The sequence below is a fragment of the Cyanobium sp. Cruz-8D1 genome (assembly GCF_024345975.1).
In the GTDB taxonomy this organism is placed as follows: Bacteria; Cyanobacteriota; Cyanobacteriia; order PCC-6307; family Cyanobiaceae; genus Cyanobium.
Map to the genome: position 1 here is coordinate 87,485 of NZ_JAGQCD010000001.1, position 20,986 is coordinate 108,470.

17 protein-coding genes are annotated in these 20,986 nt (G+C 68.9%); all 17 read right to left on the bottom strand.

The genetic code is table 11. From position 1 onward, the window contains the following. Positions 1 to 4 precede the first annotated feature (4 nt). Positions 5 to 1,186, bottom strand: coding sequence for a glycosyltransferase family 4 protein (locus KBZ33_RS00470; RefSeq protein ID WP_254949674.1), 1,182 nt, complete (start codon positions 1,184 to 1,186; stop codon positions 5 to 7). Continuing rightward, positions 1,183 to 2,217, bottom strand: coding sequence for a GDP-mannose 4,6-dehydratase (locus tag KBZ33_RS00475; RefSeq protein WP_254949673.1), 1,035 nt, complete (start codon positions 2,215 to 2,217; stop codon positions 1,183 to 1,185). The genes KBZ33_RS00470 and KBZ33_RS00475 overlap by 4 nt, the downstream gene beginning before the upstream one ends. Positions 2,218 to 2,371: 154 nt before the next feature. Next, on the bottom strand, positions 2,372 to 3,175 hold the full coding sequence (locus tag KBZ33_RS00480) for a glycosyltransferase family 2 protein (RefSeq protein ID WP_254949672.1): 804 nt from the start codon (positions 3,173 to 3,175) through the stop codon (positions 2,372 to 2,374). Next, on the bottom strand, positions 3,172 to 4,629 hold the full coding sequence (locus KBZ33_RS00485) for a hypothetical protein (RefSeq protein ID WP_254949671.1): 1,458 nt from the start codon (positions 4,627 to 4,629) through the stop codon (positions 3,172 to 3,174). The genes KBZ33_RS00480 and KBZ33_RS00485 overlap by 4 nt, the downstream gene beginning before the upstream one ends. Continuing rightward, on the bottom strand, positions 4,626 to 5,804 hold the full coding sequence (locus KBZ33_RS00490; protein WP_254949670.1) for a glycosyltransferase: 1,179 nt from the start codon (positions 5,802 to 5,804) through the stop codon (positions 4,626 to 4,628). Before KBZ33_RS00490 ends, KBZ33_RS00485 begins: the two co-directional genes overlap by 4 nt. Then, entirely contained in the window at positions 5,801 to 7,099 is a 1,299-nt protein-coding gene (locus KBZ33_RS00495) for a hypothetical protein (RefSeq protein ID WP_254949669.1), read from the bottom strand. The genes KBZ33_RS00490 and KBZ33_RS00495 overlap by 4 nt, the downstream gene beginning before the upstream one ends. 1 nt (position 7,100) lies before the next feature. Continuing rightward, positions 7,101 to 9,164 (bottom strand): glycosyltransferase, encoded by a 2,064-nt coding sequence (locus KBZ33_RS00500; RefSeq protein WP_254949668.1) that lies wholly within the window; start codon positions 9,162 to 9,164, stop codon positions 7,101 to 7,103. Further along, positions 9,161 to 10,096, bottom strand: a complete 936-nt coding sequence (locus KBZ33_RS00505; protein WP_254949667.1) for a glycosyltransferase family 2 protein — start codon at positions 10,094 to 10,096, stop codon at positions 9,161 to 9,163. Before KBZ33_RS00505 ends, KBZ33_RS00500 begins: the two co-directional genes overlap by 4 nt. Positions 10,097 to 10,100: 4 nt before the next feature. Beyond that, positions 10,101 to 12,122 (bottom strand): glycosyltransferase, encoded by a 2,022-nt coding sequence (locus KBZ33_RS00510; RefSeq protein WP_254949666.1) that lies wholly within the window; start codon positions 12,120 to 12,122, stop codon positions 10,101 to 10,103. Further along, positions 12,115 to 13,440 (bottom strand): glycosyltransferase family 4 protein, encoded by a 1,326-nt coding sequence (locus KBZ33_RS00515; protein WP_255011367.1) that lies wholly within the window; start codon positions 13,438 to 13,440, stop codon positions 12,115 to 12,117. The genes KBZ33_RS00510 and KBZ33_RS00515 overlap by 8 nt, the downstream gene beginning before the upstream one ends. Then, positions 13,437 to 14,321: a glycosyltransferase family 2 protein gene (locus KBZ33_RS00520; protein ID WP_254949664.1), complete on the bottom strand. Its 885-nt coding sequence runs from the start codon at positions 14,319 to 14,321 to the stop codon at positions 13,437 to 13,439. Before KBZ33_RS00520 ends, KBZ33_RS00515 begins: the two co-directional genes overlap by 4 nt. A 22-nt stretch (positions 14,322 to 14,343) precedes the next feature. Further along, positions 14,344 to 15,465 carry a hypothetical protein gene (locus KBZ33_RS00525; RefSeq protein WP_254949663.1) on the bottom strand — a complete coding sequence of 374 codons (1,122 nt, stop codon included), beginning with the start codon at positions 15,463 to 15,465 and terminating at the stop codon, positions 14,344 to 14,346. Positions 15,466 to 15,481: 16 nt separating this feature from the next. Next, positions 15,482 to 16,366: a glycosyltransferase gene (locus KBZ33_RS00530; RefSeq protein WP_254949662.1), complete on the bottom strand. Its 885-nt coding sequence runs from the start codon at positions 16,364 to 16,366 to the stop codon at positions 15,482 to 15,484. Continuing rightward, a complete protein-coding gene (locus KBZ33_RS00535; protein ID WP_254949661.1) occupies positions 16,363 to 17,274 on the bottom strand; it encodes a glycosyltransferase family 2 protein in 912 nt (303 codons plus the stop codon). The genes KBZ33_RS00530 and KBZ33_RS00535 overlap by 4 nt, the downstream gene beginning before the upstream one ends. Next, a complete protein-coding gene (locus KBZ33_RS00540) occupies positions 17,267 to 18,484 on the bottom strand; it encodes a glycosyltransferase family 4 protein (RefSeq protein ID WP_254949660.1) in 1,218 nt (405 codons plus the stop codon). Before KBZ33_RS00540 ends, KBZ33_RS00535 begins: the two co-directional genes overlap by 8 nt. Beyond that, positions 18,481 to 20,031 (bottom strand): asparagine synthase C-terminal domain-containing protein, encoded by a 1,551-nt coding sequence (locus KBZ33_RS00545; protein WP_254949659.1) that lies wholly within the window; start codon positions 20,029 to 20,031, stop codon positions 18,481 to 18,483. Before KBZ33_RS00545 ends, KBZ33_RS00540 begins: the two co-directional genes overlap by 4 nt. A gap of 6 nt (positions 20,032 to 20,037) precedes the next feature. Then, the gene (locus tag KBZ33_RS00550) at positions 20,038 to 20,958 is read right to left on the bottom strand and encodes a glycosyltransferase family 8 protein (RefSeq protein WP_254949658.1); all 921 of its coding nucleotides are present in this window, start codon (positions 20,956 to 20,958) and stop codon (positions 20,038 to 20,040) included. Positions 20,959 to 20,986: the final 28 nt, after the last annotated feature.

The following is a 20,986-nucleotide window of genomic DNA, read 5'->3' on the forward strand; positions in this document are numbered from 1 at the left end:
CGCTCTAGGCCTCCAGGTGGGACAGGAAGGTGCGTCGGGCCGCCTCCGGGCTGGCCTGCTGCCGCACCCAGGCCAGGGCCCCGGCGGAGAGGCGGTCGCGCTGGCCCCGATCGGCGCAGATGGCCGCGATCGCCACCGCCATGGCGCTGGGCTCGCTGGCCACCAGCTGGCCCGTGAGGCCGTCGATCACGTAGTCCTCAGGGCCGCCGCAGCGGGTGCTGACGACCGGGACCCCGCAGGCCATCGCCTCGAGGGCCGCAATGCACAGGCCCTCCTGGTGGGAGGGGATGACGAACAGATCCAGGCCCTGCAGCAGCTCCGCCAGGGCGCTGGGGCCAAGGCAGGGGTGGCACTGCACTTGTCCTTCGAGTCCCATCGCCGCCAGGGGGCCCTGGAGTCGGTGGACGTCCTGCTCACCGGCGAGGACGAGCTGCACCGGTCGCCCCTGCGCCACCAGCCGGCCCACGGCCTCCAGCAGCAGGGTGATCTGCTTGCGTGGGTCGGCGTAGCGGCCGGCGAAGCCGATGCGCCAGGGCACCAGCCGTTCAGGGGCAGGAAAGAAGATGGCGGGATTCACCGGCATGCGCATCACCCCGTCCATGGGGCGGTGGGCGATGGAGGCCAAGGCGGTGGCCGTGTAGCCGCTCAATGCCAGGATCCGCCCCCGGGGGGCCTGGAGCACCTGGCGTTCCAGCCGTTGCAGCACCGGGCCGTTGAGGCCCCGGTCGAGCAGCCGCCGTGGCCTGGAGAAGCGCTTGACACGGTCGACCCGGTCGTCCTGCCAGGGGGTGGCCACCCAGGCAAGAAAGGGGATCCCCAGCCTGGCGAAGGGGGTGGCGCAGAGGGGATTGCCGGTGACCGACAGGTGCAGGTCGCAGCCGGTGATCAGCTGCCGCCAGGCGCGCCTGGGCAGGTAATGGGTGAACTCCAGCTCCGGCAGCCAGGCCCCCAGGCCATGGCCTTCGTGGTCGCCGTAGACCCGGCGCTGCATCTGGCCGGGCCGCCGGCCGCTGGGGAGGGCATGGAGGGGAACCGACAGCTTCGGATGGGTGCTCCAGGGGGCATACCAGGCGAAGACGGGCTCGATGCCGAGCTCCTCCAGCATCCTGGCGACGCAGGCGGTCATGGCGGGAACCCCCCCATCCACGGGCTCGATGGTGCTGATCAGGGCCCTCGGCCGTTTCATTGCTTCAGCCAGCCGAACAGGTCCCGGTTGTCACGGACCCAGCGGATCAGATGGCGCACGCCCACATCGACGCTGATCTCCGGTGTCCAGCCCAGCTGCTTGGCGGCCTTGCTGACGTCGCAGATGAACACCGGCTGGTCGCCGGGCCGGGACTGGCCGCTGAGGGGGCTGAGCGTGATCGCCAGCTCTTCTTCGAGGAAGCGCAGCAGGTCGCGCAGGCAGAGGGTGTTGACGGGGCCGCCGCCGATGTTGAAGGCCTGGCCGCTGATTGTGTCGCGATGGTCCCAGGCGGCTGCGTAGGCCCGGGCCAGGTCGCGCACGTCGAGCACGTCCCGGGTCTGCCAGCCGTCGCCGTAGAGGGTGATCGGCCGCTCCAGCAGGGCGGCGATGCTGAACCAGGCCACCCAGCCCTGGTCCTCGATGCCGAACTGGCGGGTGCCGTAGATGCAGGACTGGCGGAAGGCGCAGGTGTGCAGGCCGTAGATGCGGGCGTAGTCGATGGTGTACTGGTCGGCGACCCCCTTGGAGCAGCCGTAGGGCGAGTGGAAGTCGAGGGGCTGGCTCTCCGGCACTCCGGCGGGCAGATCCCGGAAGCGATAGCCGTGGGGTGTCATCTCCACCGCCACGGTTTCCATGCCGCCATACACCTTGTTGGTGGAGGCGAAAAGCACGAAGCTTTCGGGGGAATGGAGCCTGACCGCCTCCATCACGTTGAAGGTGCCGAGGGCGTTGATCTCGAAGTCTTCCCGTGGGTTGGTGTAGGAGGTGGTGACCGCCACCTGGGCCGCCAGGTGCAGCAGCATCGAGGGGCGCAGGCTGGCCACGACCTCGGCGAGGGCCTCCGCCTGGCGGAGGTCGACACGATGGAAGGCGATGGCGGGATGCTGATCGAGCAGCCAGCGGAGGTTGTCCTCGGTGCCCCGGCGGGAGAGGTTGTCGAGAATCGCCACCTCCCACCCCAGGCAGGCGAAGTGCTGGGCGGCGTTGACGCCGATGAAACCGGCGCCGCCGGTGATCAGGATCGAAGGCATCGAATAGTTGGAGGCGGGGGAAACGTCGGGGACTGGGCGGGCGAGGGAGCCTTCCGATCGCGAAGGAGGTGGTTGAGCGGTGGAGCGGGAACGCCTCCGTCAGTCAGGGCGGACCTTAATGCAACATCCAGATCCTGCGGAATCGCGTGTCCTGTCAAGGCGGAGTTGACAGGCTGGGGTGATCTTCCAGAAGCATCAGATGCAGCAGCAGTTCGGCATACATGCGTTGCTGGGCGTAGGCCCAGCCGCGCCAGCCCTCCAGCACGCCCCCCTTCCAGAGCAGGCAGAACAGCAGCGCGGCGAAGGGGGCCAGCGGGGTGTGCTTGCGCAGGCGATCCGCCAGCGACAGCTCGCTTGACGAAGTGGCGCGCAGTTTGGCCGCCTCGATCGCCAGGTAGGTCCCCTGGGAGGCCAGCCAGCGCTGCAGGGGTTTGCGGTCGTCGTGGAAGATCGGCTGCCGCAGTTGTTTGACGGGGCCCGACAGGACGATGCGATGCCCATGGCCGTCGTTGCGGTAGCGGCCCAGACCCCGGCGGTAAAGGCTGACCCGGGGCGGCAGCAGCCCGCTGCGCAGGGGACGGCCGCCGATGCAGTAGCGGAATGGGATGGCGAACCCCGCCACCGTCGCGTTGCCAGGATCCCGAATCACTGTCTGGATTTCGGTAGCCAGGGACGGCGGGATCAGGTAATCCGCATCGAGGCTCAGGATCCAGGGGGTGTCGATCTGATCCAGGCCGAAATTGCACTGGTCAGCGAAGCTGTCGAAGGGTCGATGCAGCACCTGCACCGCGGCATGGTTGGCGAGGATCGAAAGGGTGGCGTCACTGCTGCCACTGTCGATCACCAGGATGGAATCCAGCCAGCGCAGGTGGTCAAGGGTGCGGGCAATATTGGCCTCTTCGTTGTAAGTAAGGATCAGGGCGCTCAGCTGACCACCTGCAGCCTCGGGCAGGCTCATGCCAGGGGTTGGGAGCGTTGCTCCAGAAGGATCTGGCGCTGCTGCTGCTGCTGTTGCCAGAGGGCCCGCTGCTCCTGCTGCTGGGACACCAGGGTGGGAATGGCCAGAAACGACCCCAGCGACAGACTCATCAGAATCAGCACGAAGGGGTCGCCGTAGAGCTGGGCGGCGGAGAAGAACGCCGGCACGTTGGCCAGGGCGAAGGACATGAGCCCCATCAACAGAGAGGCGGTGGACTGGGGCAGTTGCTTGAGCAGCCGGAAGTTGCGCAGCAGCACCAGGCCCAGCAGCACCAGGATCACCCCGAGGATCACCATGCCGGGCACGCCAAGTTCCAGGATCAGACGTCCGCCACCACCCTCGGAGACAAAACCCACACTCCGGATGGCCTCGCGGGCGGCATTGCGGATGAGGCCGCCCGTGCTGGCACCGGCACCCACCCCCATGCCGATGCCATCGGACACCTCAATGGCCCTGAGGGTGGCGCCGATGCCCTGGGAGTCGAAGCGCTCGACCAGATCCTGCTGGATAGTGAGCGAGCGGTTGGTGTATTCGCCGAAGTTCTCGCCGAGATTCTCCGAGAGAATGAAGGCATAGAGGGGGTAGGAGATGCCTGCCACGCCGAGCACACTGGTGATCACCCGCTCCTTGGAGGCGGGGCTGGCCCGGCGGCTGAACAGCAGCAGATAAATGGCCACGAACGCCAGGATCAGCACCTGGGCTTTGCGACGACCGGTAAGGATGGTGAGGAAGGCAAACCCTGCCGCCAGCAGCAACAGTCCGAACTGGGTGGTCGGCTTCTGGCTGGCAATGCCCATCGCTGCGGCAATGCAGGCGGCGGCCGACAGCTGCCAGGAGGCGATTTCACTGGTTCGCCAGAACCCCGAGGCCCCCTTGGCCGAGAACCCGTAGCGGAAGGTAATCAGAAGTCCTTCGCCCACCTCCTTGAGGGTGGGATGGTCGACGCCCTGGAAGCTGAGGTACACGGTGACCGCCATCACCGCCGAGCCGACCAGATAGACCGTCAGCAGACGTCTCAGTAAGGGCAGGTTGCATCCCACCTGGAAGCCCACCCAGAGCCCGAAGGCCGGCGCCAGGTAGAAGGCGGCGCCGATCGCAGTGAGCCGGATGTCGGAGAAGCGGGCGAAGCTGTTGAGGCTCTGGAGTGCGATCAGGCTGAAGTAGAGCGTCACCCAGCCATCGAATTGCGGCACGGTCCAGAACATCGCCCGCAGGTTGAAGCGCCCTGCACGCTCCAGGAGCACCACGCCGCACAGGGCGAAGCCGATCAGCACCAGGCCGACCATGTAGGTGGGTTGGTCCGGCGTGATCTTGCGCAGGGGATCCTGGGCGAAGCCGATGAGCAGGGTGACCATCAGCCCGGTGCGCCAGTCCCCGTCGAGGAGCACGGCGGCGAGAGCTCCGAAGAGCACGATCAGCAGCAGGATGGTCATCGGCTGGCGGGGGAGGTCAGCACCTGGCGGTAAGCGGTACGGAGCTGCAGGGCGATCGTGCTCCAGGAAAAGTCCATCTGCGCCAGGTTAAGGGCGGACGCCTGCATTGACAGAGAAGGCCGCTCCAGGGCGGTGGCCAGGGTCAGAGCCAGGGCTTCCGGGTCGCTGGCGCTGACCAGACCGGCGCCGGCACGGGCCACGTCGGCAGCCACAGCCACCTCGGGGGACAGAATCACGGGGGTCCCGGCGGCGAGAGCTTCGACGGCCGCGATGCCGAAATTCTCCGCCGCCGATGGCAGGACATACCAGTCGGCCGCCTCCAGGGCCCGCCACTTGGCTTCCCCCGCCACGAACCCCAGCCAGCGGCAGCGCTCCCCAAGGCCCAGCCCCCTGGCCCGCTCCTGCAGGGCGGCGACGTAGCGGGGATCCCCATCCCCGGCGATGGCCAGTTCCCAGTTCGCTTCGGGCCGGTGCCGCTGCAGCAGGGCCAGCGCCTCCAGGAGGTTCTCCAGCTGCTTCTTCGGGTGCAGCCGGGACAGGAACAGGAAGCGGACCGGCGCTAGAGCGTTCGATGAACCCGTCGGCTGGGCTTGGGAGTCGGGGCCGCGCACCCCCAGGGGCAGCACCAGGCTGGGCGCGGTCAGGCCCAGGGCGGCGGCTTCATCCCGTTCGGCTGCGCTGGTGAAGTGCAGGGCGGCCGCCTGCTGCAGGTTGCGCCGTTCGATCAGGCGTAGCAGCAGGCGTTTGCGGCCACGGCTCTGGGCCAGGCTCCACGGGCTCAGCTGGCCGATGCTGCGCAGGATGTAAGGAACACCGGCCCAGCGGGCCTGGACCATGGCACTGGTGCAGGGAAAGGAGAACAGGGCATGGATGTGGAGCAGGTCGTACTGCTTCAGGTGCCCGGCCAGCCACAGACTGAGCTCGGGACTGATGGTGAATTCCCTCAGCGCCGCCACGGGCGGGCTCCAGCGGGAAAAGGCCAGCACCGGCACCCCCTGGTGCCACTGCCAGCGCCCGGTGACCAGATCAGGATGCAAGCCCGGGCCATGGTCGTTGGTGGTGAGGATGGTGGCGTCCACGTCCTGGAGGCGCAGGGCCGCCACCATGTCGATCACGGCCCGGCTGGGACCGCCCCGCAGCGGGCTGATCGAGGGGATGACATGCAGGACCCTCATGGCAAGGGACGAGCCGCCAGGAAGCGATCGAAGGCCGTGCCCCAGGCCCTGGCCACCCGGGGGGCGGCGTAGGCGCCGATGGCGTCTGGGTTGTGGCGCTGGTGGTCCCGGTAGGAGCCGGCCTGGCGTTGCAACGTGACCAGGGCGTCGAAGATGGCCGCGCTGCTTTCGATGTCGCAGTAGAGGCCCTTGTGCAGGTCGTCGAGGATGGCCTGCAGGGGGTTGCCCGCCGGTCCGGCCACCAATACTGGGGTGGTGTGGGGGAGATACTCGAAGAATTTCGAGGGCAGGTTGTCCGTGTGGCGCGGTCCGATCAGAACCAGCAGCGCATCGGCGGCCTCGGCGAGCTGGTGGGAGCGTTCATGACTCACCGCGGCATGGACCCTGAAGATGGGGCGCAGGCTGGCGTCAGTGCGGATGGCCGTTCGGGCCGCTTCGTAGAGGTAGCCGTAGAGAAGAATCCGCAGCGGGCCCTGGCCACTCTTCTGCCAGTGACGCACGGCTTCCAGCAGGGGTTCGATCGGCCGCCATGGCCCCAGGTTGCCTGGGTGAAACAGGGTCAGTGTGCGGGCTGCGGCCGTTGGCTCCGCGGGGGCCGCCGGGCCTGTCCCGGCCGTTGGTGGGGAGGCTTCGCCGACCTCGAAGGAGTCCGGCAGGAAGCTGGCTGGGGTGGCTCCCAGCAGGCCCTGCTCCCGGTAGCGCTCGAGGGTGAGGGGTGAGGCGAACACGGCCCCCGCCGCTCCGGCCAGCACGGCCCGCTGGCGCTCGGGGTGGGCCGGGTGAAACAGGCCCTTCTCCCGATGGCCACAGGGATCGTCGTAGATGGCGATGAAGGGTTGGCCGAGTTGCCTGGCCACGTCCCGGGCCACCTCGAGCACGCGGAAATCCGGGCAGATGCCGGCCACCAGATCGAACGGGATCGTCGCTGCCGTCTCCAGGGCCGTGGCCCTGAGGCCCTCAAGGGTGTGGCTCTGGGGGTCGTGGCCGATCAGCCGCTCCAACTGGCCATGGATCAGCTGCCGCAGGCCGAACCACAGATGGATTGGGGTGCCGGTCCGGCGGCGGTTCTTGCGGATGGAGCAGCGATGGGAGCGGGAGACCCGCTGGCTGTAGTGGCAGAACCGGTCCTGGCCGGGGCAGGGCTCCGGTGTGACGGCATCCAGCCGGGGGTCGGGACCGACGACATGGAACTCCCAGCCTGCCGCTGGCAGATGGGGCAGCAGCTTGGCGTAGCGACGGGCCTGGACGCCGCTGCCCCCCGGGGGTTGCAGAGAGAGGATCAGGGCCTTGGGCATTTCAGCGCTGCTCCAGCAGGGCCAGCCCTGCCAGGATTCCCTCGGTGGCGTTGCGCACGCTGTAGTGGCTGTTGACCAACTCCCTTGCCGTTGCCCCCATGCGGGCGGCGGCGACGGGATCGGCGGCCATCCGGCCCATGGCCACGGCCAGGGCCGCTGGCTGGCCGACGGGGCTCACCAGGCCCGTGCGGCCCTCGAGCACCAGATCCTCGGCGCATCCCACCTGGTCGCTCACGATCGCCGGCAGCCCGCAGGCCATGGCCTCGTTCACCACCAGGCCCCAGGTTTCGCCGTGGTCGGAGGGCAGTACGAGGCTGTCGGCCACCGCGTAGGCCGACGGCATGGCGGACTGGTTCAGGAAGCCGGCGAAGCTCACCGGCAGGCCTTGCTGGCTGGCCAGCGCCCTGCAGGCCTCCTCCAGGGGGCCTGTGCCCACGATCAACAGATGCACCGGGTGGGACAGGGGCTCCATCACCAGCTGCCGCAGCGCTTCGAGCAGGTCGAGCGGACGTTTCTTGGGCTGCAGCTTGCCGGCGAACAGAAAGCAGAAGGCCTCCTGGGGGATGGCCCAGTCCTGGCGCAGCTCCTCCCGGCGCGGGCGCAGGGCGCCGGCCCTGTCGCTGAAGTAGGCGTTGTCGACGAAGTGGGGCGAGGGCACCAACCGCTTCTGGGGGACACCGAACTGGCGGTACCAGCGGGCATTGGCCGTGCCGACGGGAAGACCGACGTCGACCCCCCGGAACAGCAACCAGTAGGCGAGTGTCAGGGGCCAGGGTCTGGGGCGGAAGGCATTGGAATCCATTCGCAGCAGCACCGGCAGGCCCTGCAGGCGGGCGGCGATGAACAGCTGCACCATGCCCAGGAAGTGCCAGCCGGTCAGCAGCAGGGCATCGGGCCGCTCCCGGCTTGGACCGAACCCCAGCTCCGCCAGGGGGCGTGCCAGCCAGACACCCCGGTAGCCGGAGGTGATGCCGCGGCCCCGGCCGCTGGTGGCTTCGTGCCAGGCGTAGCCCTCCAGCAGCGGCACGTCCCACTCGAAGGCAACCCCGAATCCCAGCCCCTGGGTCCGGGCGTCCGGAAGGGTGAGATAGAGCACGTCGCTGCGCACACCGGGGGCCTTGGCGAGGGTCTGGAACAGGGGTGTCTGGTATTGCACCGGATGGCTGCCGGCGATCAGCAGCCGGCGCCGGCGCGTCGGCAGCAGGGCCGGACCCCGCTTCTGCAGGCGCAAAGCCCAGACCAGGCCCCGTCCTTCGGCGACCAGCGTGGGAGGGATCCACCAGGGATGGCGCAGGTGGTGCCGGCTGCGCACCGACCCCAACCAGCCGCGCAGGCAGGCCGCCAGAGCCACGGTCAGGGGCTGGGTGCGCAGCTGGAAGTAGTAGCGCCCCACGGCGTGGTCGGGCTTCACCGTGGTGAGGTGCTTGCCGTAGCTGCGGGTTCCGCCCCGCTCGGCCCTGAGGTGGTGGATCAGGGCGCCGGGCACATACTGAATCGGATGGCCGGCCTGGCGCCAGCGGTGGGCGAATTCGGCTTCAAAGCGGTAAGCCACCCGCACGAAGTTCTGGTCGAACCCCCCCAGCTCCAGGGCCAGCTGGCGGGGGATGGCCACGTTGCCCCCCATGAATTCCGCCACCGTGCGGGGCCGCAGGCTGTTGAACAGGAAGGGTCCCTCTTCCGGATCGCTGCAGCCCTGGTGCCAGGGCTGCAGCACCCGGCCGGCGAGCATGGCCTCGCTGCTGGCAGCTCCGGCCCGTGCATGGGCGTTGAGCAGCTCAAGGCCAGGCAGGATGTCGTCGTCGAGGAACAGCACCCTGTCGCCGCGGGCCTCCTGCAGGGCCACGTTCATGGCGCCGGTGATCGAGGGAGTCGGCAGCCGCAGCCACTGAATCTTTCCCTGCGCCTGCCAGACGCTCAGCTGGGCTTCGCACTCCGGGTCGTGGCGGGGCGTCTGGTCGACGACCAGCAGCTCAAAGGGGGGGGGATCCAGGGCCAGCAGGGCGGCGACGCTGTCGATCAGCACCTGATCGCGGCCGTAGGTGGGGATCGCGACGCTGAGGGTCATGGCAGGGTGGCTAGCTTGAGTCGGGCCTTGAGGTGCCAGGGGTTGAGGCTTAGGGCCTGGCGCAGATAGTGGCGGGCCAGGTCAGGCCGCTCGCCGCTGAGGCAGGCGCCGATGAAGTAGGCCCCATCGGCTTGCCGGCGGGGTTGGGCCCGCAAGCCGCGGCAGCGATCGCTCAGGGCCTCCGCCTCGGCCAGGACGGGGGTCTCCGGCTGCCCGCCGCGGCGCGCCTGGGTGGCCGCCACGATCAGGGCGTGGAAGGCCTCCTGCTCCTGGCGCCGTGACCCGCTGATCGATCCGGGGGAGAGGGTGGCCTCGTAAAGCACCTCCGGCACCACCAGGTGGCTGCCGACCTCCACCATGCGGCTCCACAGATCGATGTCCTGGGCGAAGTAGAACATCGGTCGGTAGCCTCCGGCCCGTTCATAGGCGCTGCGGCGCAGCATCACCGAGCCGTGGATGGCGGGTCCGGTGAGGCCATCGGCGAGCTCCTCTGGCTGCGGCGCGTTCACCCGCACGGTGGCTCCCTCGGGCACCACCAGGCGCACATGGGTGGAGCAGAGGCTGGCGTCGGGGTTCTCCTGCAGGCAGCGCAGCTGGCGTTGCAGCCTGCCGGGAAGGGAGATGTCGCCGGCGTCCTGGCGGGCGATGAAGCAGCCGCGGGCCACCTGGCAGCCTTCGATCAGCGAGCGGGTGAGGCCCCGTCCCTGCCGTTCCAGTACCCGCAGGCGCGGCTCACTGGCGCCGCGGGCTGCCAGCAGCGCGCCGGTGTCGTCGCTGGAGCCGTCGTTGATCACCACGATCTCCAGATTCACCCCCTCCTGGCTGGTGAGGGAATCAAGGCTGGCGGCGAGGCTGGCGCCGCCATTGCGAACGCCCATCACCACCGAGACCAGCGGCGCCGTGCCGGTTTCAAGCTCCACAGGCTTCTGCATCAGCTCAGGTCATGTTCCTCCCTGGGCGGGGGCCTTGCTGCAGCCGTGTCCGGAACCCCATGCTCAGGCGGGCCGCCCGGCTCCAGCCCAGCACGGCGGCCAGCAGCCGGTAGGCCAGGAATTCCACCCTTCGGCGCCGTTGCCAGGAACCGGTGTGTCGTGCGAGCTGGAACAGCCGCTCTGAGGCCTGCTCCGCACCGGCGGCGCCACACTGGCGGCTGAGCAGGAAGGCGGAGCGGGAGAAGCGCGCCATCTCGGGACTGCGGCGGTCGACGCCGGCGGCCAGGGCGCTGCGCAGCAGGGACTCCTGCGCCCTGGCCCGGTCCGCCAGCTTGCGGGGGTCCAGGTGGCCGCGGTCGCTGAGGTGGTCGTCGCCCATGTGGATCCGCCGCACCGACACCGGCACCGGCACCCACACCAGGGGCGCCCCGGTCGCGCCGGCCCGGCCGTCGTACTCCCAGTCCTCCTCATTGATCCATGGCTGCCAGGGGCCGATGCGGTCGAGCAGGTCGCGCCGATAGAGCGGACAGCTGGTGGTCCACCAGCGCTCCAGCAGCAGCAGGGGGAACAGGCGCTCCAGGGGTCGGCCGGTGGCCCGCATCGGGCCGCGGCGCTGGATGGGGTGCTGGGAATGGTCCTCCTCCAGGCTGGGGCCGTAGGCGATCCGGGCGTCGGGGGAGCGCGTCAGGGCCCCCACTTGGGCGCTGAACTTGCCGGGCAGCAGCAGGTCGTCACTGTCGAGGTATTGAACGAACTCGCCGCGGCTGTGGTCCAGGCCCCGCTGGCGGGCGGCGCCGGGTCCGCTGTTGGGCTGGTGGATCACCCGGATGAGGTCCGGATGGGCGGCGGCCAGGCCGTCGGCCACCTCGACGGTGTCGTCGCTGGAGCCGTCGTCGACGATGACGATCTCGATCGGCCGGTGGTCCTGCTCAAGCACGCTGGCTACCGCTTCGCGCAGCAGGGCGGCGCGGTTGTGCACCGGGATGATCGTGCTGACCAGGCCGGGCACCGGGGCGGGCCGCAGGGCGGCGATGCGCTCGAGGGCGGGGCGTTGCATCACGGCCCGGGCCCGCTCCAGGTTGGGGTTGTCCCGCTGGTGCTTGAGGGGCTGGCCGCGGTGCCAGAGGTGCACGATCGGCTCATAGCCCCAGATCCAGGTGGGCCGGGTGAGGCAGCGGTCCCAGAACTCGTTGTCTTCGCCGCCCCAGCCGACGAAGCCCTCGTCCATGCCACCGATGGCGGCATAGGCCTCGGCCGTGATCGCCATCGAGCCCCCCGCCTCCAGGTTCTGGACAATCGCCTCGGCGGGCCGCGCCGTGTAGTCGTCGGAGCCGGCCAGCACCGAGGCGCTGTGGACCTCGTTGAGGTAGAAAACGAACCGCTTGGGGTTCACCACCGCGTAGCCGCGGGCGATCTTCTCCAGCAGGCGGCGGGCGTAGCCGGCCGGCACGAGCATGTCGTTGTCGTGCAGGAGCAGCACGGGCGCGCGGGCCTCGCGGGCGCCGAGGTTGAAGGTGTGGGAGCGGTTGTAGGGGGCGGTGGGGTCGGGCAGGGGCCCATGGACGTGGCGCACCCAGGGCGGTAGTCGGTCGGCGATGCGGGGTTCGCTGTCCTGCTCGATCACCAGGCATTCCAGCCGCACGTTCTCCTGGGCGGCCAGGGACTCCAGGGTGGCCAGCAGCAGGGGCAGCCGCTCAAGGCCCCGGTGGCCGATCAGCACGCTCAGCTGCGGCGGCCCCTCGCCCCAGAGGGGGGCGCCGCGGCGGCGGATCGGCGCGGCCACCAGGCAGCGCTCCAGCAGGCGCCGGCCCAGTTCCGGCTGCAGCCGGGGCGCATGCAGGCGGGAGGTGAAGCGCCACAGACAGGCCTGGCCACCGCCATCGGGGGCCGCCTCCAGCCGCTCGTCGCGGTTGGCGATCGCCAGGTGAGCTGGCGCGGGCCGGCGCAGCAACCACTCGTAGCGCAGTCGCTCCTTCAGCCAGACGCCCAACCACTCCTTCCGGGAGGGTCTTGTCGGTTCAGCCATGGGGAGCACTGGGATGGTCGAGCCGGCCCGCCGCAGCCAGCAATGCCGCTTCCGCCGCCCCATCGCTCGCGCCGCTGGAATGGGGCCACTCGCTGCCGGCGCTGTGGTGGCGGAAGCGCTGCCCCAGCAGTCGGCGCAGATCCTCACCGCGGCGGCGGCCCAGCCAGCGATCCAGCCGCCCGGCGGGGGCCGGATCCGGTTCAGGGGGGATCTCTGGGAGCCAGGGAAGCTCCATCACCTGTGTGAGGGCCCGTCGCCAGGCCGCCAGGGAGGCACTCCCGCTGTAGCGCCTGGCCACCAGGGCGTGGCCGGCCCGGGACAGCCGCTGCAGCAGGGCGCCCTGCCGCAGCCGTGCCAGTTGGGCGGCGGCGGCGGCGACATCGCCGCAGGGGAAGAGCAGGGCCGTGGCGTCGTGCTCCAGGGCCCCCTCCAGGCCCGACCCCACATAGCGGCTGCTGACCACCGCCATGCCACTGGCCATGGCCTGCCAGGCCACGATCGGGCCCGTTTCCCAGGCCGAGGTGATCACCAGGGCATGGTGATCTCCATAGATTTCTTTGGCCAGGCGGGGCTGGTCGACGTGGCCGAGCATCCGCACGCTGCCCCGCCCGATCCAGGGCGCCAGGGATCGCTCCAGGGACGGACGCTCCTCGCCGTCGCCGGCAATGTTGAGCTGCAGATTGAGGCCCAGGGCCTCGAGAGCTGTCAGCAGCGGCGGCAGATCGTGCACCCGTTTCTGGGCCTGCTCCAGCCGGCCCACCCAGGCCAGTTTCAAAGTGGCGGCCGGATCGCCTTCGGGGGCCTGCCAGGGCGGCACCGGCACGCCATAGGGGGCATAGAGCACCCTGCCGGGATCCATCCCGCCCAGCTCGCTCGCCAGCCGGCAGGCCAGCCGATTGGTGGCGATCACCGCGTCGATGCCGTCGCCGTGGCGCCGCAGGTCGTCGAAGTACTCCGCCTGCAGCGCGTGCAACGTCATCACCACCCGTCCGTGGAAGCGACCCTGGCGACGGGCCCGTTGGGCCGCGGGATAGAGATCGACCAGGTTGACGCCGAGCACGAGCTGGGGATTGAGCCCTCCCAGCAGGTCGGCGATGGCACGAATCCTGCCTTCGGCGCTGCCACTGGGGTTGGCGAGCGGTTGGGCTGAAAGCGCCGGATAGGCCTGGTCGTAGGGGCCATGGCGGTGGTGGTCGCCATTGGGAACCGCCACCGTCACCTCGTGCCCGCCGGCCCGCAGGCCCGGAACCAGGCTGGCCAGCCAGTCCTGGACCCCGCCGAGCAGATAGGCGGAGGGGGCGAGCACCAGGACCCTCATGGTGTCCGATCCAGGTGCATGATCCCTGGCCCGGCGGCGTTCAGGGGCGGCACGGGCAGGGGCGGCAGGGGGGCGACGGGCCGCACGTGCTGGCCGAGCTGGCGGATGTAGGTGCCCTCCGGCTCCGGGCAGCGCTCCCACTTGCGGAAGAACGCCTCCTGGTTGGCGGAGGTGTACTTGCCCCAGACCCGTTCCGACTGGCCGTCGAAGGAGGTGGTGTCGGGCTGGTCGTTCGCATGGTGCAGGTAGGGACAGGCCACACCCCCGATCCGCACCCGCGCGAGGGAGGCCCGGGCGGTGTAGTCCATGTCCTCGAAGCCGATGCCACTGAAGCTCTGGTCGAAGGCGCCGATCCGCTGCCAGCAGTGGCGGCCGATGGCGAAGTGGGACCAGGTGTTGTTCAGCAGGCTGAGGTCCACCGACTCCCAGTCCATGGCTTCGGCCCAGCGCCGCAGGAAGGGGTCGATGCGCAGATCGTCGTTGAGCACCAGGGTGGTGGCCGTCGGGCTGGCCTGGAGCAGTTCATTCCAGAGCTGGCAGAGCCCCACCACCCGATCGTGCAGCAGGAAGCGTCGATGGGGTGGCTCGCCGCTGGCCAACTCGCGGCAGATCCGTTCCAGATAGCGGCTCTGGCTGGCGGGATCGCCATGGCCGTTGACGGCCACCAGGATCGGCACCTCGGGAAAGCTGCGTCGCAACGCGATGTACAGCGGGCGGAAGTAGGTCTCGTAGCGGGCCTCAAAGGTGGTGATCGCGATCGTGAAGCGATCCCCCAGGGGCCGCCGCGCCGGCACTAGGGCCCGCGGGATGCGGCGACGGCTGCCGTGCACCACGGCCCTGGCGGCAAGGTAAAGGCGCAGGTTGAGGCTGGAGCGGTTCATGGCGTTGGTGGTGGCTCCCGCCTCAGGGGCGCCCGAGGGTGCCGATGGCCTCGACCAGGCCGCGGTAGCGCTCCTGGGGGCGGATGTGGTCGTGGAAGCAGCGGGCACAGTCCTCCCTCCGGGCGTCCAGGTCGGCCCCGAGGTGGTGGGCCGCCGCCAGAAAACCAGCGCCATCGTCCACCATCACGCCGCAGCCGAAGTCCTCGACGAACTGAAAACTGGGCTGGCGGCTGCAGATCACCGGCACCCCCATGGCCAGGTACATGCACAGCCGATTCGAGCTGACCCCCATGGCCTGGAACTGGGGCGCCGGATTGGTGTAGATGGCCAGGCCGATGTCGTAGCCGACGGTTGATCGCCAGGCCTCCTGCCAGGACAGCCGACCCGTCTCGATGTGGAGCCGGCCACCCAGACTCAGGCGCCGCAGCAGGTAGAGAGCCAGGGGGTCCACCCCCAGGGGTTGGATCACGGCGCAGAGGGAGGGGTCCTCGTGCAGGGCGTCGAGCAGCCAGTCGGCGCCGGCGGTGAGGTTGAAGCCCCCGGAGATGGCCAGGGTGAGGGCGTCGGGCCCGATCCCCCAGCTCTGGCGCAGCCGCTGCCGCAGGGTCGGATCCCGCTCCGGCGGGTGGCGAAAGCAGCCCGGATAGACCAGCACCGGCTGGGCCGGCGGCAGGCCGGCGTAGTCGCGCACCAGCGGTACCCGGTGGGTGTCGTTGACGATCGTGAAGCGCGCCCGCCGGTAGGCGTCCAGGCAGAGCTGCTTCCAGCGTTTTGAGCGGGGCCCCCGGTAGCTGCCGGCGCGGATCTCGTCCCCCAGGATGAAGGAGGGACGGCGGTGCAGACGGGCCAGGAGGCCCACCACAGCGATCGGATCCTCAGTAGTGCCGGAAAAGCAGCTGTAGCGGTGCCAGCGGGGGCGCCAGGCCTGACCGAGTAGCCAGCGCATGGCATAGGACACCGGGTGGGTGGTGACCCTTTCTCCGTAGGGGGCGGTGCTGCCACAGGGCCCGGGGGCGTAGACGTGGACATCAAAGCCGTTCTCCAGCAGGGCCGAGATGATCGCCTCATTGGGGGGCGAATGCAGCAGCTCCGGCACCAGCAGGAAGTGGGCGGCGATCGGCCGTGGTGGCGAAGGACCGGTCATGGAGGAAGGGATGGGGCTAGAGCGCCTTGGGGGTGCGGGTGGTGCTGAGGTCGGTGGGCAGCTCCAGCCTGCCGGCGCCGTAGTCCTCCAGCAGGCGCTGGGTGTAGGAGCGGATGAACTCCACTGGAAAATCCTTGCGGCCCGTGGTCGGCGCCGTTTCGCTCTTCTCCCGGGCGACGATCCGGTCGTACCAGTTGTGGTAGTGGGTGATCGTGCCGTCGAGGCCGTAGAAGTTGCCGAGTCCGTAGCGCAGATAGGCCAGTTCGTCGCTCCAGACCGCCGGTGGGGAGGTCGGTGTGAACAGCGGTTCGCTGGCCCGGTTGGAGACGTAGACGTCCATGGGCACCCAGGTAAGCCGGCGGCGCTTCAGCTCCTGCGGCAGGTGGTGGGTGATGTGGGGGCCGTGGAAGTCGACCTCAAGCCGCGGTCGCGGCCAGCGTCCCTTGCGTCGCCAGTGGAGGCGCCGGCAGCGGCGGAACCGCTGCGTGTGCATCAGCAGGAAGGAGCTCTCCGGCATGCCGGCACCGAAGGGACGGGTGAGCGGTCCGCAGCCGATGTCCTGTGGCGACACCAGCGCCACCCCATCGGTAAGCCGGGAACGGCAGATGTGGAACCACTGCGGTGACAGCAGGATCACATCCGCATGCAGCAGCAGGGTGTACGGGGAGCGGGATCGGCGCAGCAGGGCATTGAGCGCGTCCGGCTGGCTGCAGCGGCGCTGCACCACCTCGGCCCCGCGCTCGCTGGCGATCGCCACGGAGTGGTCGGTGGAGCCGTTATCCAGCACGCAGACGTGGGTTTCCAGGCCCCGGGTGGTGGCCTGGAGCGCCTCCAGACAGTGGGGAAGGAACAGCGCGCTGTTCCAGCTGGTGATGCCCACGAACAGTTCGGGTGTACTCATGCTCTGGGGAGGAGCCGCAGCCGCCGCAACAGCCGCACCGGCAGTTGTTGTTCCAGGGCCTGGAGGCGCTCGCCGAGGGCGGATTTCTCCTTCAGCAGGCGTTGCACCAGCCGCTCCAGCGGCTCGCTGGCCCCATAGCGGGCATAGATGGTGGCCAGTTCGGACGGAAAGCGTTCCCCCTGGCGTCGGGTCTTCACGGTGGAGTAGTAGCGCATCGCCCCCAGTTTCTCCTGGGTGACGATGCCGGAGCAGCGCTGCGAGAAGCGCCACCAGAGGTCGTAATCCATCAACAGGCTCAGGCCCTCGTCCACCTGGCCCCCGGCCTCCTGCCAGAGCGAGGCGCTCCAGAAGCAGCTCTGCTGCAGCAGGAAGCAGCCGTTCTCAATGGCCAGGAGGGTCTCGGCCGAACCCTCGCGGGCGGGCACGTGGCGCAGGAAGTGCTGGTCGGCGCTGATGATGTCGCCGCTGCCGATCACCCAGCGGCGGCCGGGCTGGGCGGCGAAGCAGGCCAGCACGGTGTGGAAGGCACCAGGAAGGTAGAAGTCGTCGGAGTTGAGCCAGGCCAGAATCGAACCGCTGGCCCGGCGGAACCCCTTGTTGATGGCGTCCGACTGGCCCCGGTCGGGCTCGCTGATCAACACCGAGATCCAGGGGCGGTAGCGCTCCAGCACCGCCGGGGTTTCGTCGGTACTGCCCCCGTCCACCACAATGATTTCGACGTTGTCATAGCCCTGCCAGAGGATCGAGAGCAGGGTGTCCTCGATGTAGGGCCCCTGGTTGAGGGTGGGGATGACGATGGAGAAGAGCGGTCGAGCTGGATCGGCATTGGACCATTCGGGCACGGCGATCGCCTCACTCCCGGGCCAGCCGTAGAGACGGTGGGAGCTGGGAAGGGGCAGCTCAACCACGGCGGGCTCCTGCCGCCACGGCCCGTTGCATGCACGCGAGCAGCTGGGGCGCTACCGCATCGATGCTGGACTCCTGCAGCACCCTGGCCCGGCTGCGTTCCCCCAGGTGTCGGCGCGTTTCCGGGTCGATGCTGAGCCGGTGCAGGGCGGTTGCGAAGGCCTCCAGGTCGAGATAGTCAACCGCCACTCCGCAGCCATCGGCCACGAAATCAGCGATGCCACCCCCGTCGCGGAAGCACACGGTGGGTACCGCCGAGACGGCCGCCTCAAGGGCGACCACGGGGTAAGGATCCTCCCTTGAGAGCAGCCCATGAACCGCATACCGACGGATCACGTCGATGCCCGTGGGCATCGGCGGCAGCAGCAAAGCGCGGTGTTCCAGCTGCAACAGACGCAGATCGCGTTGGGCCATCATCACCTCTTCCTGAGCCGGAGCGGCCCCGAGCCAGACCGCAAGGAAGGACGTTCCGGCGAAAACCCGCTCGCATTCCCTGACCAGCTGGGGTAAGAGGTCGAACCCCTTGCGGGCGATCGCCTGGCCGGCGAACCCGAACACGAAGGTGCCGTTCTCGAGGGCCATCTCAAGGCGCTCCAGGCATGGATCCCTGGCCTCCCCCTCCAAAGGGACAGGTGGCTCCGCAGTTGGACCATGGCCCTGAGCAGAGAAAGGAACGAACTCCGGAATCACCGAGCAGCGTTCCAGGGGGAGACCGTGCTGGAGGTGCAGGGATTGCCTGACCCCTGCGGCGCAGGCCACCACTTCGCTGGAGAGGGCCAGCTGGCGGGCCACAGCCTCCGGGGTGCTCATGGTGGCGAGGGTGGTTTCGAGTTCATGGACGTGGCTGAGACAGGCCGGCCGCGCGGAGTCGGCGCTGAGGCCCTTCAGGTGCTGGCCCAGCACCAGGGTGTTGAGGTAAATCAGGTCGGGCTGGTGGTGCTGCACCGCCGCCTCCAGCAGGCCGGCGGGACTGCTGGGCTGTCCCCGGCCCAGCCTGGCGGCGAGGCGCTTGATCAGGGGCTGAAACAGGGGCTGGCTCCAGGCCGTGGTGGGGGCCAGCGCTTCGAACTCGGGCCGCAGGGGCCCATCGCTGAGCAGGACCACGGCTGGGTCGATGCCGCACTCGTGTTGCATCAGCCAGCGCACCAGCCAGAGCAGCAGCAGGGGGGCCCCACTGCGGCTGGCCATGTGGGAGACGAACAGCACCCTCATGGGGTGATCACCTGCTTCCAGTAGATCAGGGTCAGCAGGAAGGCCAGGGTTCGGGTCCTGTCGATGCCGTTGCGATGGGCGTCCAGAATCCGGCTGAGCAGGTCCGGATCCACCAGATCCTCGATCAGCCCGCCGTGCTCCAGCAGGAAGGCATGCATGCGGGGGTCGCGGTACCAGTCGGCGCTGAGGTCGTAGCTCACGTAACGGGCTCGCCTCAGGGGAGGTGTCCAGTAGAGGGGCGGGGCCTTGGCCAGCATGCGGCTCTTGTCGAAGCCGTTCTCCTCTGGAAACGCGAGCAGCTCAGGGCAGTTGCGGGCAATGGCGTGGCGGTGCCAGTTGGAGCCCAGCTTCCAGCCATCGGGGAGATTCCAGATCGCCTCGATCCAGCGACGATCGTGGAAGGGGGATCGCCAGGCGCTGGAGGCCCGGTACATGCGGATGCCATTGGCGTAGAAGTTGGGCACCCGTTGCTCGAAGTAGTAGCGGGTGAGGCCTTCGAGGAACCCTCCCCGACAGAAGCCGGCAAGCTTGGCGGCGCGCTGGCCGCGACCCTCCGGCATCAACTGGGCGGCCAGCGGTGGGGCCACATGACGTAGTTCCTCGGCTGAGAAGCTGAGGTGACGATCCACCTTCATCCGCCAGAACTGGCCCAGGGCGGCTTCAGGGGCCACCGACGCCAAGCGGCCGAGCCAGCCCCGGTCGAAGTAATAGGTACGGGCGAATTCCCCCAGGGTGCCAACGAAGAACGTGGCATCGGCGGGAATCGCGGCCTTCAGGGGGTAGAGGAAGGTGTGCCAGTGGCAGGCGGTCTTGGTGCCGTTGGTGAGGCTGGAGATGCTGGGACCGTGGGCGAAGAATTCCTCCAGGTCCAGGTTGATCAGCTGATGGGGTAGATCGAAGCGCCGGGCGATGTGGCGGGCCACCTGGACGTCGGTGGCCTCCTCCCGTCCCATGGTGATCAGATGGGGGCGCAGTCCCTGGCGCAGCATCGACGCCAGGATCACCCTGGAATCGAATCCGCCCGACAGGGACAGGTAGGGGTTGTCCCCTGCCAGCCTGAGGACGGAGGCATTGAGCGCCTCGACGGCGGCGTCCGGGTCAGCGGGGGCCGCCGGGATCCTGTCCAGGACCGACTCGGAGCGCAGCGCCACGCGGCCGTCGGTGAAATGCAGGATGCTGCCCGGCGGAACCCGATGGATGTCCGGATGGAGCGTCTGGTTGTCCGTCAGGTTCTCCAGCTGGCAGAGATCGCCGAGGGCCTGCCAGTTCCAGCGCCACTCCAGGCCGCTGCGACGCAGGATCTCCGCCACCTGATCGCCATGGATGAGACGGCCACTGTGTTCGGCGTAGTAATAGTGCGTGGCCCCGACGGGTGAGGTGACCACCGTCACATCCCCAGCGTCGGTCTCGATCACCAGCGTGTATTCCCCTTCCCTGTTCGCCAGAGCGCGGCTTCCCTGGCGCAGGAAGCGTCCCAGTAGGTCCGCCTCCGTGCTGTCGCAGTAGCCGATGCAGGTGAGTCGGTGGTCGCCGAGCTGGACGGTCATGGATTTTTAGGGCCTCAGCTTGCCGAGCATCCGCTTGCCCGCACGCTTGATCTGGGAGCGAAATGTCCTGAGGCGGTCGCCCGGGGACGGGATCGGGACCCCCTCCAGGGGCAGGCCTGCCCAGGGGGTCTGCTGGCGGATCTCCAGGTAGCGCTGGCGCCAGGGATGGGTGCACCGATGGTGCCAGGGCTTGGCCACTCCTGAACCAGCGAAGTGGATCACGGCGGGGTTGGCCCGGGTCGCCTCAGCTTGCCGGCCGTTGGGGGTGCTGGCATCGGTGTACTCCGGGTGCATCCAGAGGTGGGGAAGGGCATTGAAGCGCCAGTCGAGGGACCGCCAGCGGGCTTCGAGCAGGGAGTTGAGCACGTCCTGGTCCCAGTGTTTGATGCGCTCGGGATGGGTGCGGGCGAACTCCAGTCCCGTGGCCAGGATGTTGTCCCTGCGCCAGCGGCCCAGGTCGATCAGCATCGCGCCCGCATTGAACACCATGGACCCCTCAGCCAGGCCAAGGCGGTTGCGGTCGAACTCCTGGTTGTGATCCTCCACGGCACCAATGCTGTTCTCCTCGAGAGCCGACTCCCAGAGTTCACGGATCGAGTCCACCACGATCAGATCGGAATCCAGATAAAGAACCTTCTCCACCGCATGGGGAAGCGCCGCCGGCAGCAACAGCCGGAAGTAGGTGGCCAGGGTGATGTGGCCGAAAACTGGAAAACCGGAAAGCATCTCCTCGTCCAGTTGGATGAAGGAGACCGAAGGCAGAAACTCGCCTAGATAGGCCGCCAGACGGGCACGCTCATCGGCATCAATGACACCGTGAAGGATGTAGACGCTGATGGATTCAGTCGGATTGGACAGCTGCAGCGACTTCAGCATCACGGCGCAGTGCCGGATGTAGTTGTTGTCGATCGTGCAGGCAATGATCATCTTTAATGTTCCATCGGATTGTGGCGAT

What these genes read in the sequence shown, in the direction of transcription:
- KBZ33_RS00485 (WP_254949671.1), bottom strand. Translation starts at nt 4,629, where the DNA reads ATGACCATCCTGCTGCTGATCGTGCTCTTCGGAGCTCTCGCCGCCGTG.
- KBZ33_RS00500 (WP_254949668.1), bottom strand. Translation starts at nt 9,164, where the DNA reads ATGACCCTCAGCGTCGCGATCCCCACCTACGGCCGCGATCAGGTGCTG.
- KBZ33_RS00525 (WP_254949663.1), bottom strand. Translation starts at nt 15,465, where the DNA reads ATGACCGGTCCTTCGCCACCACGGCCGATCGCCGCCCACTTCCTGCTG.
- KBZ33_RS00550 (WP_254949658.1), bottom strand. Translation starts at nt 20,958, where the DNA reads ATGATCATTGCCTGCACGATCGACAACAACTACATCCGGCACTGCGCC.
- KBZ33_RS00530 (WP_254949662.1), bottom strand. Translation starts at nt 16,366, where the DNA reads ATGAGTACACCCGAACTGTTCGTGGGCATCACCAGCTGGAACAGCGCG.
- KBZ33_RS00490 (WP_254949670.1), bottom strand. Translation starts at nt 5,804, where the DNA reads ATGAGGGTCCTGCATGTCATCCCCTCGATCAGCCCGCTGCGGGGCGGT.
- KBZ33_RS00505 (WP_254949667.1), bottom strand. Translation starts at nt 10,096, where the DNA reads ATGCAGAAGCCTGTGGAGCTTGAAACCGGCACGGCGCCGCTGGTCTCG.
- KBZ33_RS00520 (WP_254949664.1), bottom strand. Translation starts at nt 14,321, where the DNA reads ATGAACCGCTCCAGCCTCAACCTGCGCCTTTACCTTGCCGCCAGGGCC.
- KBZ33_RS00495 (WP_254949669.1), bottom strand. Translation starts at nt 7,099, where the DNA reads ATGCCCAAGGCCCTGATCCTCTCTCTGCAACCCCCGGGGGGCAGCGGC.
- KBZ33_RS00545 (WP_254949659.1), bottom strand. Translation starts at nt 20,031, where the DNA reads ATGACCGTCCAGCTCGGCGACCACCGACTCACCTGCATCGGCTACTGC.
- KBZ33_RS00510 (WP_254949666.1), bottom strand. Translation starts at nt 12,122, where the DNA reads ATGGCTGAACCGACAAGACCCTCCCGGAAGGAGTGGTTGGGCGTCTGG.
- KBZ33_RS00515 (WP_255011367.1), bottom strand. Translation starts at nt 13,440, where the DNA reads ATGAGGGTCCTGGTGCTCGCCCCCTCCGCCTATCTGCTCGGCGGGGTC.
- KBZ33_RS00470 (WP_254949674.1), bottom strand. Translation starts at nt 1,186, where the DNA reads ATGAAACGGCCGAGGGCCCTGATCAGCACCATCGAGCCCGTGGATGGG.
- KBZ33_RS00540 (WP_254949660.1), bottom strand. Translation starts at nt 18,484, where the DNA reads ATGAGGGTGCTGTTCGTCTCCCACATGGCCAGCCGCAGTGGGGCCCCC.
- KBZ33_RS00480 (WP_254949672.1), bottom strand. Translation starts at nt 3,175, where the DNA reads ATGAGCCTGCCCGAGGCTGCAGGTGGTCAGCTGAGCGCCCTGATCCTT.
- KBZ33_RS00475 (WP_254949673.1), bottom strand. Translation starts at nt 2,217, where the DNA reads ATGCCTTCGATCCTGATCACCGGCGGCGCCGGTTTCATCGGCGTCAAC.